Source organism: Psychroflexus sp. MES1-P1E (assembly GCF_002836055.1).
GTDB lineage: Bacteria > Bacteroidota > Bacteroidia > Flavobacteriales > Flavobacteriaceae > Psychroflexus.
This window is the reverse complement of the sequence record NZ_PJBS01000309.1, coordinates 56,305-72,308: the sequence shown is the minus strand read 5'-3', so window position 1 is coordinate 72,308 and position 16,004 is coordinate 56,305. Positions and strand designations below refer to the sequence as shown.

Here is a 16,004-nt window from a genome sequence, read left to right as displayed (position 1 = left end):
TTAAAATTTATGTTTGAACCAAAAAAATACCCTTGAGTAACTGTATTACTCAAGGGTATTTCCTATTATAATTTATCGGTCTAACTTTTAATAAGTCCTGCTCTTTTTAACAAGGCATTAGGATTTGGTTCCTTACCTCTGAACTGCTTATACAAAGCCATTGGTTCAACCGTTCCTCCTAGTTGTAGAACATTGTCCCTGAATTTTTTTGCAACCTCATCATTAAATATCCCTTTTTCTTTAAAATATTCAAAAGCATCTGCATCCAACACTTCAGCCCATTTATATGAATAATAACCAGAGCTATAGCCTCCTTGAAAAATATGGCCAAAAGCGGTGCTCATACAAGTACTTTCAATATCGGGCAATAACTCAATATCTTTAAAAGCCAAATCTTCCTTATCTTTTACTTTATCTATGGAATTCATGCTTTCCATAGCATGCCATGCCAAATCTAATTTGCCAAAACTAACTTGTCTTGTCGTTTGTAAACCCTCCATGAAATTAGAGGATTCCTTTATTTTTTCAATATATTTAGTAGGTAGAATTTCATTAGTTTGGTAATGTCTCGCAAACAATTTTAGAGCTTCACTTTCGTAGCACCAATTTTCCATAAGTTGACTCGGTAGTTCTACGAAATCCCAATAAACTGAAGCTCCAGATAATGAAGGGTAAGTTGTATTCGCGTTTATGGCATGTAAAGCATGTCCAAACTCATGAAAAAGAGTTGTCACTTCATTAAAAGTTAGTAAAGAGGGTTTAGTTTTAGTAGGTTTAGTAAAATTACAGACAATAGAAACCTGAGGTCTTTCCTCCTTTTTATTAAACCTGTATTGATCTTTATAAATTGTCATCCAAGCCCCATCCCTTTTTCCTGCTCTAGGGTGAAAATCGGCATATAAGGTTGCTAAATATTTATTGGTTTCATCATAGACTTTATAAGTTATGACATCTTCATGATAGGTCTCTAAGTCACTTACTTTTTTAAAAGTAAGATGATATAATTTAGATGCCACTTTAAACATTCCTTCTATAACTCTATTCAATTCAAAATAGGGTTTGAGAATCTCCTCATTTAAGTCAAACTTCTTTTGTTTGAGTCTTTCGGTATAATAGGCTTTATCCCATTTTTTAAAATCCTTAATGCTATCAATTTCATATGCAAAAGCTTTTAGTTCTTCCAACTCTTTTACGGCGGAAGGTATCGCTTTTTCTAGAATATTATCTAAAAAGGTGTGAACGGTATCAACCGTTTTAGCCATTCGTTCTTGAAGTACGAAATCAGCATGAGATTTATAACCAAGAAGGTGTGCTCTATCCAGTCTAAGTTTAACTATGTTGAGAACATTTTTTTCGTTATTATAGTCATTATCCTTAAATCCTTTAGATCCAAATCCAAGGAGTAGTTTTTTTCTAAGTTCCCTGTTTTCTGCAAACTTCATCACCGGGATGAAAGTCGGAAAATCTAGAGTAAAAATATAGCCTTCTTTTTGTTTTTCTTCAGCCAAATTTTTTGCAGATTCCTTTATATCATCGGGAATTCCATCTAACTCACTTTTATCTTTAACCTGTAGTTCAAAATTATTAGTTTCTGCTAAAACATTTTCACCAAAACTTAGTGAAGTTCTAGATAATTCCATATCGATCTCTCTTAGCCGATTCTGATCATTTTGATTTAAATTCGCTCCATTCCTGGTGAAATTCTTATAGATCTTTTCAAGAAGCATAATTTGTTCTTGAGAATAATCTTCGTTTGATTTATCTTTAAATACAGATTTTATCTTTTTAAATAAGTTCGCATTCAATAATATATCATTACTGAATTCACTTAAAAGAGGAGAAATCTCTTGAGCGAGTTTTTGTATCTCTGTATTTGTTTCAGCGGAATTTAAATTAAAAAAAATACTTGAAATTCTACCTAGCTTTTGACCTGAAAACTCCAAAGCCTCAATTGTATTTGAAAAAGTTGGTGTTTCAATATTGTCAACTATAATATGTATTTCAGTTCTAGCTTCTTTTAAACTCTTTTCAAAAGCAGGTTTGAAATGCGAGTTTTCTATTTTAGAAAATGGGGGGTGGTCGAATGTGTGTAATAAAGGGTTTTGATCCATAAATACTTAATATTTTTCTATTTAACTTTTTTCTTCCTTGTTGAAATACACTAGATAGTAGAACATCTGTCTATCCTCATCCCAACCTTTTTCTATGAACTTTTGCGCACTGTCACCATTAACAAAATCCATCTTTATCTGAATATTTGTATCCAAATTGATAACACTTTTAATTTTTTTACGAGCTGCAGTCACAGCCGTATTGGAAATAGGAAAGTCGGATAAATCTTCGACTTTATATTTCGGTGCCTTTTCAGTTTTATAATTTTGGAATTCGGGTTCCAAAGCTGGGTTTTCAAGAACATCACTAAGAAAATCTTGCTCATTAAAATTATCATTGGAAGCAAAATGATTCATAGCCTTATTCATAAACAAAACCTCCTGTTGCTTATCTTCGGCTGGGAGAACTACGTCCTTCGCAAAATTCTCACAAAACTTCAAATATTTTTTAGTATAGAAATTTTCATCTTCGAAAAAGTCGACTTGCAAGAATTGTTCTAACCAGTATTTTGTATCGTATTTATTGGAATCTACTGATAGAATTTTATACCCTTTTTCTTTTTCAGTATTAAAAATTATGGCGCCCTTGTCTAGTTTATTTAAATGAACTCCCTGCTGAAGAATGACATCTAAATTATTTTGTTTCTCTTCAAATTGAAGAAAATCATGTTTTAATTCAGATTTAAAAATACCAACTGCGGAGACCTTCTCATTGTCGATAAGCATGTTTTCGAAGTAAATAACATAGACCTCGCCTCCTTTTATGTGTTGATGCTTTGACTCTTCAAATAATAAACTCGTTATTTTTTTAGAGACATCATGACTTTCTGAAGGATTATTAAAAATATCGGTGACTAATCCATTAAGTTGATGAAATTCTAAATCTGTATCATGAACAAAGTGATAGTAATTTTCTTCTTTTTCCCTAAAGGATTTCAAGAAGTATTCTTTAATGAGAGGTTTTAATTCGTCAGAAAGTTCGTGAGCTTCTTCAGAAATAAATAGGGATTCATTTTTACTCTTATTCCCTACTCGATGTATAGACATACTTTCAATTTGGGCACTAAATAAATTGATCATAAATTATGTTGAGTTTCTTTTGGTACAATAGTTAAAAATAGTCTTTAATTCCAATTTTCATCAAAATCAAAATCATCAAGATTTTCAAATTCGATATCGTCATTTTTTTCCTCTTCCTCTTCCTCCAATTCCTCAGCTTCGAACTGTTTGTCTGGTGGAGAATCAGGGAGCTGTCCTTGAGCAAACATTAAATTGGGATAATCCTGACCGTCCATAGGTTCTTCTATATCCGCTAGTTCTACATAAAAGGTCCACAAGCTAAAAAAGTCATAGACGTAAATCATCTTTGTATTTTCTCTAGAAAAGACACTCTCTAGCGTGGTCTCATTCATCATTTTGATATCATTTTGACCATCACTCATGTCAAAAAGCAAATACTCTTCTCCTTGATTCCAGTCTTCATCACTTTTGTAAAACGAGGACATTTCTGTACCGTCAAACCCAAAAGCTTGCGAGATAGAATTATGCAGGTCTTCAAGGGTTGAATCATCCCTTATTTCAATGTCCCTAATTACGTCGTCTAAGGTATCTAATACGACTCTGTATTTATAAATCATAGGATCTAATTTTTAGATTTTGGTATTAATTTGGCTTCAAAACTTTGCATTAAAATATAAAACTGAACACCAAACAACATACAAGCAATTACTAAGTGCAAAGGTTGTGATAAAAAGGGAAAATCTAGATAATACATCGCAATTCCTGTTATTATTTCTAAGCCTATAAAAAACATCATCCAGTTGGTAAGTTTGAAACCTAATTTCCTCGTTTTATTTAACCACCAAATGCTCGCATTTACGAGAAATAGTAGAATTGAAAACGATCGATGCACATAAAAAATTAAGTCTGGATTCTCTAGCCATTTTGTTTTAGCATCATAGCCTAAAACATCGATTTGATCGTCTACAAATTGCCTGACTTGAGTTCCCATTGCTATTTGAATTAAGCTAAGTATGGCCGCAAATATCAATAAGTTCCTGAATGCAGTTGTGCTTAATTTAGAGCTATTTTTTCTTGAAGAAAGTTTTAATATATAAATAAGCAATGCTACAATCAAGAGAGCTACAAGCATATGAATGGTAATTCTTACTGGCGACAGCACTGAATACACTACCGTGGCTCCCAGCCAAGCTTGAAATAATAATAAAATTAAACAAGCTATTGAAAGCAATGTCAATTTTTTATTTTTTCTCCAAAGCCAAAATGAACTAATTGTCATTATTAATATGGCTAAACCTGCAACAGCACCAAGTAATCTATTGATGTATTCTATCCAGGTATGTAAGGCATTAAATTCAGCATAATCATGCTTTTCATAAGTTACCCAATGTGAGCTTTCAAAGGCCTTAGAAGAGGTGAAAGCTTCTTTAGAAATTTTTAAGGCCTTATCCAATATGATAACCTGCCCTTTAAAGTAATCATGATTTGGCGCCCACTCTAATTGAGTTTCTTCAGTAGGTGGAATGTAATATCCAAAACATTTAGGCCAGTCTGGACATCCCATACCACTCCCGGTCATTCTTACAACCGCACCAGCAATAATAACGAGATATACAATAATAATGGAGGCTTTTATTGATTTTCTAAACACGATTTAATTTTTTACAAATATAAATCTTATCCACAAGATGGACTATGAATTATGGGTTTTAGCTTTTATTTTGGCATGTTTTTCAGAAAATCTTAGGCCTGTTTAAAGCCACGTGCTTCTCCCTCTTTCAACATGTATTGAAAAGCAGCTTTATAGTCGTTTGGAATATTACCATCCAAAATGGCTTCTTTTATTTTAGCTTTAATTTCTCCAACTTCACGACAAGGTTCTATCTGAAAAGTTTCCATGATTTCTTTTCCTGAAACAGGGGGTTGAAAATTACGTACTTTATCTCGCTCTTCAACTTCTTGTATTCTATTTCTAACGACCTTAAAGTTATTGTGATATTTTTTGTAGCGTTTTGGATTTTTTGTAGTGATATCTGCTTCACATAACATCATCAAATCGTCTAGGTGATCTCCTGTGTCAAAAATAAGTCGTCTTACGGCAGAGTCTGTCACATCATCATCTACAATAGCAATTGGTCTCGAACTTAGTAAAACTAATTTTTGAACTAATTTCATCTTATCATTAAGAGGGAGTTTAAGCCTTTTAAAGAGCTGATAAACCATTTTCGATCCTTTGAATTCATGCCCGTGAAATGTCCAGCCTATTTTCTTATGAAATCGCTTAGTAGGTGCTTTTCCAATATCATGAAGAAGTGCAGCCCATCTCAACCATACATCATTGGTTTCGAGTGAAATATTATCAACAACCTCTAGCGTATGCCAAAAGTTGTCTTTGTGTTTTTGACCATCGATCTCATCAATACCTTCTAAGTGAGTAAGTTCAGGAAGAATGCGTTGTAATAAATTGGTATCGTGAAGCAATTTAAAACCTACTGAAGGTTTTTCTGACTCCAATATCTTGTTAAGTTCTGTGACAATGCGTTCTTTACTTACAATATCTATTCTTTCTGAATGATCTTTAATAGCTTGAATGGATTTTTGATCAATTTTAAAACGAAGTTGACTAGCAAACCGAATCGCTCGTATCATCCTTAGCGGATCGTCAGAAAAAGTAACTTCTGGATCTAAAGGAGTTTTGATGAGTTGAGTCTTCAAATCTTCCAAGCCTTTAAAAGGGTCTAGGAGTTTTCCGAAATCTTTTTTATTAAGTTGAAGTGCTAGTGCATTAATTGTGAAATCTCTTCGATTTTGATCATCAGCCAAAGTACCTTGTTCAACTTCGGGATTTCGGCTATCTTTAGTATAAGATTCTCTTCTCGCCCCAACAAATTCGACTTCAAGATCAAAGATCTTAAGCATGGCGGTACCGTAGGTTTTAAAGACTTTAACGGGAGGTTTTCCAGGTAATTTTTCTGAAACCTTTTTAGCTAATTCTATGCCGCTGCCTACAGCGACAACATCTATATCTTCAGCTTTGCCTCTTTTTAAAAAAAAATCTCTCACAAAGCCACCTATAACATAGGCTTCGACATTGATGTCATCTGCCGCTTCTGAAAGAATATTAAATATTTTATGTTGTAAGGCGTCTTGGTAATAAGAATCAGGCATATTATTTACGAATCACTTCAACTTTACCATCAAGGTCTAATTTGATGATGGTTGAAGGTTTTTTATTTTTATTTGACTGGTACAAATTTACGACATAGTCGACGCCTTTTAAAATTTCTGGTGAAATTTCAAAAAAGTTGGCAGGCGTAGGTTGTCCGCTTATATTGGCTGATGTTGAGACAATAGGCCGTTTGTATTTGCGAATCAATTCTTTAGCAAAAATATCATCTACCACTCTAATGCCTAAGGTATCGTCGTCTGCAATAAGATTTGTGGATATACGTATAGGGTTTTGATAAATTATAGTCGTGGGCTTATCTGCATATTTTAGGATGTCATAAGCGACTTCTGGAATATCCTCGACGTATTGGTTTAGCATTTTAAAGTCTGGCACTAAACAAATTAAGGATTTAGTGTTAGGTTGATTTTTTAGAGCATAAATTTTATCGATGGCCTCTGCATTTGTAGCGTCACAGCCTATTCCCCAAACGGTATCTGTAGGATAAAGGATAAGTCCTCCGCGTTTTAGGATTTGTATGCATTCAAGTATGTATTCTTTTTGATCTTTCATAATATGGATAACTTTTAGGAATTTATTTTTCTACTACTGTTGCATATTGCACAAAGAAAATATCTGAAGCTGTAAAACATAAAAGTAAATTGTAAAGGTAAGGCTTTAAAGATTTTGTTTTATTGATTCCTTTATGTGAGATTATTTTAAACCCAAGGGTCTCATACATTCTTTTTATACTTTTTTTTGTAAAAAACCTTACGTGTGTGTGATCCATCACACCACTTTCTTGATACATCCACTCTTTTTTTAAGATAAGCATTTTTAAAGCGCTATGGTATCTTATGTTTGGAATAGAACTTATTATTCTTCCTTTATCTGTTAATTTCTCTTTCATCTTGTTTAGAACCATGTAAGGATCTATTAAGTGTTCTAAGACATCATTGAAATAAATAACATCAAAATAATCATTTGGTAAATCATCAAGAAATTTTTCACATTCACCAACGAAAACTTTGTCTAATTGTTTTTTTGCTTCTTCTGCATGCGATGGCATGTACTCTATTCCCCAAGTTTCTGTCTCGTAAATGTCTTTAATTTGCTGAGCAAATATACCTTGACCGCAACCAACGTCTAAAACAGTTTTCGCATTACTTGGAAAGAACTCCAACATTTCAGATCTTTTATTGATATAATATTTTCCTTTTTTATTGTGGTAATCCATGAATCCTTTTTATGTGATTATTATAATTGATAGTCATGAATCAATTATTTACTTAAAATCTCTTATATTTTATTCAAATTCGAAAACTAAAAGGTTGACCATAGTTTCTTATTTTCACTCATAGCCATATTTTTTTAGGAAAAAATTTGTGAATTATGTCTGGATAGGTTACTTTTTAAATATTTCCCTAACTGGTATTTATTGGGTAGACAAGAATTTATTCTGGGCTTAAACTAATTAATTATTTTTAATTTTTGCTTGTTTTTTTAGTTGGTTTTAGTCGAGCTACTTAAGTGAATTGGGCGGAGTAATTGTTTTAGTAAATAGATGTATTTTGATTTAACGATGGTTTTAATAGAGTATTTACACACCAAGTAAAAGTGGATTAAAATATAGGGCAAATTCCCATTATGTTTTTTTATGACATATAGTAAAGAGCGTTTTAATTCAGCTTTAATTTGAATTGATTTTGGAGTACTAGCACCGTGATAATGTATACATTCTGCTTTAGGTTCGCAAATAGCATTTAAGTTAGATTTTTGCAAGCGCTTACATAAGTCGGTTTCTTCATGATACAAAAATATGTTAGTATCAAAACCACCAACTTTTTTGAAGTTTTTACTGGTTAACATCATAAAACTACCTGAGACAAAATCACCTTTGGTAGGTTTATCTAGTTTTAAGTTTCTGTCTTTGTATTCTTTTGGTTTTAAATATTTATAAATCTTTCTTCCAAACAGCACCTTGATTGGTGAAGCAAAAAAATCTAATGTTGGTAAAATTTTACCATGATTTGTATAAGTTGTAGGTGCGCAAACACCTATTTCAGAATTTGACTTTAAAGTATTTGAAAGAATACTTAAACAATCATTTTTAAAAAGAACATCATTGTTTACAAAGGCTACAAATTGACTTTTAGCTTTATTGAAACCAAACATGTTACCCCCACCAAAACCACTATTTTCTGAATTTAGATGTAAATGTAAATTGCTTAAGTTTAATGATTTACAGTAACTTTTTAGGTTTAAGTAGTCGTCTGCTTCAGATTTATTATCTACAATTATAATTTCAAAGTCAATGTCTTTGCTTGTCTTTTTATAGATAGAATCAATGCATTCAATGGTATAATTAGACGAGTTGAAATTGATTAAGATAACTGAGACTTCTACCATTTCTAAACTTCTAAAAATTGATTTATACCAACTTCACAGCGTTTAATTTGAGCTTTAGTGGTTTCCCGTTCGATAGCCAAGTTAATGTCTATGTGTGATTTTGATTGTTCTTTGTGATAAATGTGATAAGCGATTCCGGCAAATTTAAGTCTCTTTCCTTTAATTCCAATGTTATGAAGTCGTTGAATCATCTCGGAATCATCAATTCCCCATCCAACCAAATTTTCATTAAAACCATTTACCTTTATAAAATCGTCTCGCCAAAACGACATGTTGCAGCCTCTCAATTTTTGTGAGCGTTCAGTAATTGGCTTAAAAAAATGAGCTAAAAACGGCAAGTGAATGGACCGGCCACGTTTCTTAATACCTTTTGAAAAATAGTTAAACTGCGTGTGCTTATTAATGAAAATTTCGGTTAAATAATTTTCTTGAATGTTAGCACGAGAACCATATAAATAAAAGCCTTTTTCGGCAAACTTCAAGTGATCTTTTATAAAGTGTCTGTGCATTATAATATCACCATCAATTTCTATAATATAGGGATATTTTGCCTTCGCGACGGCTTTATTCATAATTCTTGGCTTCCTATTTCCTTTGTCCTCATGCCTGATGTGAATAAGAGGAACAGAGAGTTTTTCTTGATAATTCTTGATCAGTAATGATGTCTCAGCATTGGAGCCATCATCAGCAATTATCACTTCATCTGGTAAAAAAGTCTGATACATCAGACTTTTTAATAATAATTCTAGAGCATCTGGCCAATTATAAGTGGGAGTTATAAGACTGCATTTAGGAAATGGCTTCATGAATATTTAAATTGTTAACCTACAAATGTAATTAAGTTTTGCATCTGTTAAAATAAATTGCTTTAGAAATCTGCATAAGACCCTCTATAGTTTTAAATTTGAAAATTAAATAGTATTTATGGACTCAAATTTTAACTCTACTTATAAACAATACAAAACAGCCTTAACCGCACTTGTTATTTCTTTCGAAAGTATCGGTACTGTTTTTAGTGACGGAGATAGAAATATAATAAAAACTGTAAATTTTGAGGGTAAAACATTAAATATTAAATCTTTTAAAGAGCCTAATTTCATCAACAAAATTGCGTACCAATATTTTAGAAAATCTAAAGCTAAACGTTCTTTTGAGTATGCAACGATTTTAAACGAAAAAGGAGTCGGCACGCCTGAGCCTATTGCCTTTTTTGAATTTAATAATGGCTTTGGTTTTGGAAAGTCATTTTACATCAGTTTACATCAGTCTCCAGATCTTACTTATCGGGAACTTGTCCATGAACCTGATTTTCCAAATCATGAAGAAATTCTCAGAGCATTTACAAGGTTTTCTTTTGATCTACACGAAAGTAGAATTGAATTTCAGGACCATTCTCCGGGGAACACCCTGATTTTTATCACTGATTCTGGATATGACTTTTCTCTTGTAGATCTTAATAGAATGCAGTTTAAAACTTTAAGTTTTAAGGAGCGCATGTATAACTTAAGGCGGTTGACTCCCAAAAGAGAAATGGTTAAAATAATGAGCGATGAATATGCAAAGCTCATAAAGAAACCCAATACAGAAGTATTTGAAATAATGTGGAATTTCACGTCTGAGTTTCAAAAAAAATTCCATTCGAAACAAAAACGGAAGAAAAAAATTAAATCCCTATTCTGAAGTTTTTATAAGTTCTTTTAAGTAAGGATAACGTTTGTAAATACTCAAAGCATTTAAATAACAGATAATTATACCTTTTCTTCCATCTAAAACGCCAAGACGAATAATATAGCTGTACAAAAACTTGTATACGGGTTTAATAATAAAATGATACGGGTTTGGCTCAACTCCCTTAAGAAAAAGTTCTTTAGCTTTTAAACTTGCATAGCTTAGCATTTTTTTCTTATAAGAAATGTAGTTTTCATATGAATAATGAATAAGATGATGTTGCAAATTTGTCACTTTGCCATTCACTTCTAGAACTTCATGTACCAAGCGTCCCTCGGTATACGTAGATTTACTTTTTTTAAATAATCTTATATTTTTGTCAGTTTGCCAACCACTGAAGTGTAAGGGACGACTTTTGAACATGAATTTTCTATAAAAATAATAGGCATCTGCAGTTTTCTTAGATTGGATGGTCTCCAAGATTTCATGTTTTAAAACTCCGGGAATCCTTTCGTCGGCGTCCAAAAATAGTATCCATTCATGATTAGCTTTGCTAAGTGCAAAATTTCTTTGTTTTGTGAAATTCTCAAACTTATGTTTATGTACAATAACATTTTGATAAGCTTCTGCAATTTCTACGGTAGAGTCTTGAGAATAGGAGTCTACAACTATAATTTCATCTGCAAAATCCAGATTATCTATAACGTCAGCAATATTTTTTGCTTCATTTAAAGTAATGATAAGTGCCGAAATCTTGGGCATAGATAAAGAAGAAGTTAGATAGGTGCTAAAATGCAAATGTAAAATATTGTAAGTGTTCTTTCATAATAAATAGGCAATTGATTTAATAAACTATAAAAAATTTTATTTTTGCCCCATAATTCTTTTAAATGCAGGCATCTATTATCATAAGTACTTATAATTCTCCTTTATGGCTAGAAAAGGTACTTTTGGGCTTTAGTATACAAACCATAAATGATTTTGAAATTATTATTGCAGATGATGGTTCTACTGATGAGACAAAATTGATGCTAAAAAAAATCAGTAGTGAAACTACTCTTTTGATAACCCATGTTTGGCATAAGGACGACGGTTTCCAGAAAACTAAAATTTTAAACAAAGCTATTTTAGCTACAAAATCTGACTATTGTATTTTTACAGATGGTGACTGTATCCCAAGGAATGATTTTGTGGAAACCCACCTTAAATTTAGGAGGAAAAATAGTTTTTTATCTGGTGGATATTTTAAACTGCCACTTTCTATTTCAAATAGAATTAAAAAGCAAGACATAATGGGTCAACATTGTTTTGAATTAAAATGGCTCACAGAAAGGGGGCTAAAAACCTCTCTGAAGAATCTAAAATTAGCATCTTCATCTTTTTTACCTATGTTATTAAATAGCTTAACAACAACTAAGCAAAGCTGGAATGGACATAACGCTTCTACTTGGAAGTCCAAAATTTTAGAGATTAATGGCTTTAATAATGACATGAAATATGGTGGAGAGGATAGAGAATTCGGTGAACGGTTGGTGAACCTAGGTGTAAAACCCATTCAGATACGATATTATGCTATTTGTGTTCATTTGGAACACTCAAAGGGTTATATAAATCAAAAGGCCATTGAAAAAAATAATGAAATCAGAAGACTCACCAAGAAAAATAAAGTCATAAAAACACAAAAAGGACTATCTACTCTTTAATGTTAAGTAGAAAACGATCTAATTTTTTAATCACCTTGTCTGGGCTTAATTTTCGATATAATTCAAGACTTTTAGCTTTTAAATTTTTAAACTTTTTCCCTGAGTAGTAGTCAGGAATTAGTTCATTAAGATGAATAGAGATGTTCTGGTTTCCATCCTCAAAAGAACTCCAGACTTTTTTATCTATCCAAGGTGAAAAAATGGTAAAGGTTGGAATTTGAATTGCTTTTGCCATATTTACAGCACCACCTTCATTTCCTATTAAAGCGTCGCATGAGCTCGTCATTGCAAGGAATTCTCTAATGCTATTTGGTTTTATTTCGATAAAAATTTGCTCTTGAGTTTGCTTCTTGCATAAATTGTAAATATCCAAGACTTCTTCTTTTTGATTAGGGACATAATTGAAAAGAAGTTGAGCATCCGTACTCTCTATAATATAATCCATTACTATGGCCATATACTCGAAAGGATAGGATTTGATAGAGCTACTCCCTAAAACACTTACCATATAAAGAGGCTTAGTCATGTTAATCTTAGATCGTTTCAGTAAGCCTCTAGCTTTAGAAATTTCAGTATCAGTCAAATAAATTTTAGGACGGGTAATAAGTGGCAACTTCAAATTGAATGGAGTTAGTAGTTTCAACCTATCTTCTATGGCAATTCCAGCATTTGTTTTGGGTTTTGTAGAGTTTTTAAAAAGGTGAGTATATATAAACCTAGTATGGCTTTTTTTCCAGCTTATTTTCGTTTTAGCGCCAGAACTTAAGGTGATGAGATTACTTTCTAGTTTACCGTATGCATCAATTACAATGTCATAACGACTCTTTTTTATGTCTTTCAAAAATTTAAAAAACTCTATTTTGTTGCTTTTATAAAGTTCTTCAAAGACTATGATTTCATCTATATGAGGATTGTTTTCAATGACTGGCATTGTAAACCGATTAATAAGATAATGAATTTCCGAATTCGGATAGTTTTTTTTTAGATTCTCACAAATAAGACTGGAGACGAGAACGTCCCCAATCATTTTTTGTTGAATTATCAATATTCTAGGAGTCTCCCCACCACATTCCAATGGGGGACTTATGCTTTCTGAATCTAATCTTGTTTTTATCATAATATTAATAAACTCTTCCCCTTTGGTGAGGCTAGGAGGGGTTTACACCGCTACATCATACGTTCTCAAAGCATCGTTAAGGGACGTCTTTTTGTTTGTACTCTCTTTCCGTTTACCGATGATTAAGGCACAGGGAACATTGAATTCACCTGCTGGAAATTTTTTGGTATAACTGCCAGGAATCACAACAGAGCGTGCTGGTATAACTCCCTTCGTTTCAACAGGTTTATCTCCAGTTACATCTATAATTTTGGTGCTCATGGTCAATACCACATTGGCACCTAAAACGGCCTCTTTTTCTACCCTTACGCCTTCAACAACAATACAGCGGCTCCCTATAAAAGCACCGTCTTCTATTATTACCGGTGAGGCTTGAAGTGGTTCCAAAACTCCTCCAATTCCAACCCCTCCAGATAAATGCACATTTTTACCTATTTGAGCACAACTTCCTACAGTTGCCCACGTATCTACCATAGTCCCTTCATCCACATAAGCGCCTATGTTCACATAACTCGGCATCATAATGACACCTTTAGAAATATAAGCTCCATGCCTTGCAATAGCATTAGGGACTACGCGTATTCCTTTCTCTTTATATCCTGTTTTTAGTGGTATTTTATCATGATATTCAAAAATTCCGGCTTCCATAGTTTCCATTTTTTGAATTGGAAAATACAAGACCACCCCTTTTTTTACCCATTCGTTGACTTGCCAGCCTTCTGTAGTGGGTTCGGCACAACGTAATTCACCACTATCTAGTCTAGAAATAACAGTACGAATGGCCTCAATAGTTTCCTTTTCTTGAAGTAAGTCTCGATTGTCCCAAGCTTCTAGTATCTTCTGTTTTAAGTCTTCCATTATCGAATTTTTTTGCGAAGATAAGGTTTATGATTAAATCCAGATTCTTAGTGGATGCCTTATCTTTGTTGCATAATAGACAATATGAAAACTAAAGTTATCGCCTTAGATTTTGGTATGAAAAGAACAGGAATAGCCATTTCTGATGAAATGAAGATGATAGCCTCTGGTTTAAAAACCGTAGAGACTAGGAATTTAATGCAAGAGTTGAAAAAAATAATCAAAGAAGAGTCTGTGGATACAGTAGTTGTAGGTCAACCCAAACACATTGATGGCAAACCCATGCAGTTGGAAAAAAATATTCTCTATTTTATAGAGGATGTGCAGGCATTATTCCCCTCTCTTGTGATTAAAAGGATAGACGAACGGTTTACTTCAAAAATGGCTTTTCAAACTATGATTGATTCTGGTTTAAAGAAGAAACAACGTCAAAATAAAGGCTTAGTCGACGAAATTAGCGCTACGATTATACTTCAAAATTATCTTCAATATATATAATTTGTTGAAAACAAAAGATTATCCAAACCAAAAGAAATAAAACCTGTATTTTTGCAACCCTAAACTAAAGGGTGGATGCCCTCTCACGTAAAATTGAGATTATGATATTACCGATTGCAGCTTATGGCTCTCCTGTGCTAAAGAAAAAAGCAGAAGACATTTCGAAGGATCATCCGAAAATTGATGAGCTCTTAGAAAATATGTTTGAAACCATGTATAATGCAAGTGGAGTAGGACTAGCAGCACCGCAAATAGGACTTTCTATTCGTTTGTTTATTGTAGATGCTAAGCCTTTTTCTGAAGATGAGTCTCTTAGTGAGCTTGAAAAAAAAGAGTTAGAGGCCTTTAAGCGCGTGTTTATCAATCCAAAAATTATCGAAGAAAACGGTATAGAATGGGATTTTAACGAAGGCTGTTTGAGCATACCAGATGTACATGAAGACATATTTAGAAAGCCTGAGATCACGGTCGAGTATCTGGATGAAAATTTCACTCTCCAAAAGGAAAAGCTGTCGGGCCTTGCTGCTCGTGTGGTTCAACATGAATACGATCATATTGAGGGAGTTTTATTTACAGATAGGATTTCTAGCTTGAAGAAAAGACTCATAAAAAATAAATTGACCAATATCTCCAAGGGTAAAATAGAGGTTGGATATAGGATGAAATATCCACTAGCTAAAAAAATTAGATAGATCAGCTTATAAAGCTAAACAATTTGCATATTTGCCAGCCAAAAATATAACGTATGAAATTAGACAAAGTATTATCTATATCCGGTAAACCCGGACTTTTTGAATTAAAAGCTCAAACCAGAGGTGGTTTTTTAGCAGAGTCATTTATCGATGGTAAAAAAATTCCTGTGAGCATGAAAAATAATGTCAGCATCTTAAGTGAAATTGCCATTTACACCTATACGGAAGAAATACCCCTAAGGTTAGTTTTTCAAAAGATTTTTGACAAGGAAGAAGGGACAAAATCCATAGATCATAAATCTTCTAAAAAGGAATTGACTGATTATTTTAGTGAAATTCTTCCAGAATACGATGAAGAACGTGTTTATCCTTCAGATATTAAGAAAGTTTTGCAGTGGTATAATCTTTTGATATCTAAAGAAATTACAGATTTTTCAGAGCCAAAAGATGAAGGGCAAACAGCTGATGGACAAAAGACTGAAGACACAAAAGAAAAATAATTTCTACACTTATATCAATTCAACCCTCTATATTTTTCATAATTAGAGGGTTTTCTGATTTCAATATGTGCTTCAAAAAAATAATTAAGATCTTTTATTTGTACGATCTGCCTATGTTTTTTCAGTTTTAGGACGAGTTTTAATCGTTTATATTGGAGAACTTCTAGCAAGAACACCTCCATTTGAGCAAGAAATTATTGCAGAAATGTTAATAGGTTTCAAACAACTATTGTTGTCGTATCTACCAGATATTTATATTACC

At 32.7% G+C, this 16,004-nt stretch carries 17 protein-coding genes; 5 read left to right on the top strand and 12 right to left on the bottom strand.

Going from position 1 to position 16,004, the window contains the following annotated elements; genetic code table 11:
* Positions 1-80: 80 nt before the first annotated feature.
* The 9 genes from CXF67_RS11345 to CXF67_RS11305 all read right to left on the bottom strand — a co-directional run bounded on the left by CXF67_RS11345 (position 81) and on the right by CXF67_RS11305 (position 9,512).
* Positions 81-2,111, bottom strand: coding sequence for a M3 family metallopeptidase (locus CXF67_RS11345; RefSeq protein WP_102088852.1), 2,031 nt, complete (start codon positions 2,109-2,111; stop codon positions 81-83).
* A 21-nt stretch (positions 2,112-2,132) separates the two neighbouring features.
* The gene (locus CXF67_RS11340; protein ID WP_102088851.1) at positions 2,133-3,191 is read right to left on the bottom strand and encodes a nucleoid-associated protein; all 1,059 of its coding nucleotides are present in this window, start codon (positions 3,189-3,191) and stop codon (positions 2,133-2,135) included.
* A gap of 44 nt (positions 3,192-3,235) precedes the next feature.
* Positions 3,236-3,748 (bottom strand): IS1096 element passenger TnpR family protein, encoded by a 513-nt coding sequence (locus CXF67_RS11335; protein WP_102088850.1) that lies wholly within the window; start codon positions 3,746-3,748, stop codon positions 3,236-3,238.
* Between the two features lie 5 nt (positions 3,749-3,753).
* Entirely contained in the window at positions 3,754-4,782 is a 1,029-nt protein-coding gene (locus CXF67_RS11330; RefSeq protein WP_102088849.1) for a COX15/CtaA family protein, read from the bottom strand.
* Between the two features lie 92 nt (positions 4,783-4,874).
* On the bottom strand, positions 4,875-6,299 hold the full coding sequence (locus tag CXF67_RS11325; RefSeq protein ID WP_102088848.1) for a CCA tRNA nucleotidyltransferase: 1,425 nt from the start codon (positions 6,297-6,299) through the stop codon (positions 4,875-4,877).
* A gap of 1 nt (position 6,300) precedes the next feature.
* A complete protein-coding gene (locus tag CXF67_RS11320) occupies positions 6,301-6,870 on the bottom strand; it encodes an L-threonylcarbamoyladenylate synthase (RefSeq protein WP_102088847.1) in 570 nt (189 codons plus the stop codon).
* Between the two features lie 22 nt (positions 6,871-6,892).
* On the bottom strand, positions 6,893-7,534 hold the full coding sequence (locus tag CXF67_RS11315) for a class I SAM-dependent methyltransferase (protein ID WP_102088846.1): 642 nt from the start codon (positions 7,532-7,534) through the stop codon (positions 6,893-6,895).
* A gap of 266 nt (positions 7,535-7,800) precedes the next feature.
* Positions 7,801-8,706 (bottom strand): glycosyltransferase, encoded by a 906-nt coding sequence (locus CXF67_RS11310; protein WP_102088845.1) that lies wholly within the window; start codon positions 8,704-8,706, stop codon positions 7,801-7,803.
* A gap of 2 nt (positions 8,707-8,708) precedes the next feature.
* Positions 8,709-9,512 (bottom strand): glycosyltransferase family 2 protein, encoded by an 804-nt coding sequence (locus CXF67_RS11305; RefSeq protein ID WP_102088844.1) that lies wholly within the window; start codon positions 9,510-9,512, stop codon positions 8,709-8,711.
* A 118-nt stretch (positions 9,513-9,630) separates the two neighbouring features.
* Here CXF67_RS11305 and CXF67_RS11300 point away from each other — a divergent pair, with 118 nt between their 5' ends.
* Positions 9,631-10,386, top strand: a complete 756-nt coding sequence (locus tag CXF67_RS11300; RefSeq protein ID WP_102088843.1) for a lipopolysaccharide kinase InaA family protein — start codon at positions 9,631-9,633, stop codon at positions 10,384-10,386.
* Here CXF67_RS11300 and CXF67_RS11295 read toward each other — a convergent pair.
* Positions 10,378-11,136 (bottom strand): glycosyltransferase family 2 protein, encoded by a 759-nt coding sequence (locus tag CXF67_RS11295; protein ID WP_102088842.1) that lies wholly within the window; start codon positions 11,134-11,136, stop codon positions 10,378-10,380. The two genes, CXF67_RS11300 and CXF67_RS11295, sit on opposite strands and share 9 nt — an antisense overlap.
* Positions 11,137-11,264: 128 nt before the next feature.
* Between CXF67_RS11295 and CXF67_RS11290 the strand changes: the two genes are divergently transcribed.
* On the top strand, positions 11,265-12,077 hold the full coding sequence (locus CXF67_RS11290; RefSeq protein WP_102088841.1) for a glycosyltransferase family 2 protein: 813 nt from the start codon (positions 11,265-11,267) through the stop codon (positions 12,075-12,077).
* Here the strand turns inward: CXF67_RS11290 and CXF67_RS11285 are convergent.
* Positions 12,067-13,194, bottom strand: coding sequence for a glycosyltransferase family 9 protein (locus CXF67_RS11285; protein ID WP_102088840.1), 1,128 nt, complete (start codon positions 13,192-13,194; stop codon positions 12,067-12,069). The genes CXF67_RS11290 and CXF67_RS11285 overlap by 11 nt on opposite strands.
* A gap of 42 nt (positions 13,195-13,236) precedes the next feature.
* Positions 13,237-14,052 carry a 2,3,4,5-tetrahydropyridine-2,6-dicarboxylate N-succinyltransferase gene (locus CXF67_RS11280; RefSeq protein ID WP_102088839.1) on the bottom strand — a complete coding sequence of 272 codons (816 nt, stop codon included), beginning with the start codon at positions 14,050-14,052 and terminating at the stop codon, positions 13,237-13,239.
* Positions 14,053-14,136: 84 nt separating this feature from the next.
* On the opposite strand from CXF67_RS11280, the gene ruvX reads away from it, so the two are divergent.
* The 3 genes from ruvX to CXF67_RS11265 all read left to right on the top strand — a co-directional run bounded on the left by ruvX (position 14,137) and on the right by CXF67_RS11265 (position 15,742).
* Positions 14,137-14,550, top strand: coding sequence for a Holliday junction resolvase RuvX (ruvX, locus tag CXF67_RS11275; RefSeq protein ID WP_102088838.1), 414 nt, complete (start codon positions 14,137-14,139; stop codon positions 14,548-14,550).
* Between the two features lie 101 nt (positions 14,551-14,651).
* Positions 14,652-15,242, top strand: coding sequence for a peptide deformylase (def, locus tag CXF67_RS11270; RefSeq protein ID WP_102088859.1), 591 nt, complete (start codon positions 14,652-14,654; stop codon positions 15,240-15,242).
* 53 nt (positions 15,243-15,295) lie between these two features.
* On the top strand, positions 15,296-15,742 hold the full coding sequence (locus tag CXF67_RS11265; RefSeq protein WP_102088837.1) for a DUF5606 family protein: 447 nt from the start codon (positions 15,296-15,298) through the stop codon (positions 15,740-15,742).
* Positions 15,743-16,004 lie beyond the last annotated feature (262 nt).

Excerpts from the sequence above, each read along its gene's own strand:
- CXF67_RS11285 (WP_102088840.1), bottom strand. The coding sequence starts at position 13,194 with ATGATAAAAACAAGATTAGATTCAGAAAGCATAAGTCCCCCATTGGAA.
- CXF67_RS11295 (WP_102088842.1), bottom strand. The coding sequence starts at position 11,136 with ATGCCCAAGATTTCGGCACTTATCATTACTTTAAATGAAGCAAAAAAT.
- CXF67_RS11300 (WP_102088843.1), top strand. The coding sequence starts at position 9,631 with ATGGACTCAAATTTTAACTCTACTTATAAACAATACAAAACAGCCTTA.
- CXF67_RS11340 (WP_102088851.1), bottom strand. The coding sequence starts at position 3,191 with ATGATCAATTTATTTAGTGCCCAAATTGAAAGTATGTCTATACATCGA.
- CXF67_RS11320 (WP_102088847.1), bottom strand. The coding sequence starts at position 6,870 with ATGAAAGATCAAAAAGAATACATACTTGAATGCATACAAATCCTAAAA.
- CXF67_RS11280 (WP_102088839.1), bottom strand. The coding sequence starts at position 14,052 with ATGGAAGACTTAAAACAGAAGATACTAGAAGCTTGGGACAATCGAGAC.
- CXF67_RS11345 (WP_102088852.1), bottom strand. The coding sequence starts at position 2,111 with ATGGATCAAAACCCTTTATTACACACATTCGACCACCCCCCATTTTCT.
- CXF67_RS11325 (WP_102088848.1), bottom strand. The coding sequence starts at position 6,299 with ATGCCTGATTCTTATTACCAAGACGCCTTACAACATAAAATATTTAAT.
- def (WP_102088859.1), top strand. The coding sequence starts at position 14,652 with ATGATATTACCGATTGCAGCTTATGGCTCTCCTGTGCTAAAGAAAAAA.
- ruvX (WP_102088838.1), top strand. The coding sequence starts at position 14,137 with ATGAAAACTAAAGTTATCGCCTTAGATTTTGGTATGAAAAGAACAGGA.
- CXF67_RS11290 (WP_102088841.1), top strand. The coding sequence starts at position 11,265 with ATGCAGGCATCTATTATCATAAGTACTTATAATTCTCCTTTATGGCTA.
- CXF67_RS11335 (WP_102088850.1), bottom strand. The coding sequence starts at position 3,748 with ATGATTTATAAATACAGAGTCGTATTAGATACCTTAGACGACGTAATT.
- CXF67_RS11305 (WP_102088844.1), bottom strand. The coding sequence starts at position 9,512 with ATGAAGCCATTTCCTAAATGCAGTCTTATAACTCCCACTTATAATTGG.
- CXF67_RS11315 (WP_102088846.1), bottom strand. The coding sequence starts at position 7,534 with ATGGATTACCACAATAAAAAAGGAAAATATTATATCAATAAAAGATCT.
- CXF67_RS11265 (WP_102088837.1), top strand. The coding sequence starts at position 15,296 with ATGAAATTAGACAAAGTATTATCTATATCCGGTAAACCCGGACTTTTT.
- CXF67_RS11310 (WP_102088845.1), bottom strand. The coding sequence starts at position 8,706 with ATGGTAGAAGTCTCAGTTATCTTAATCAATTTCAACTCGTCTAATTAT.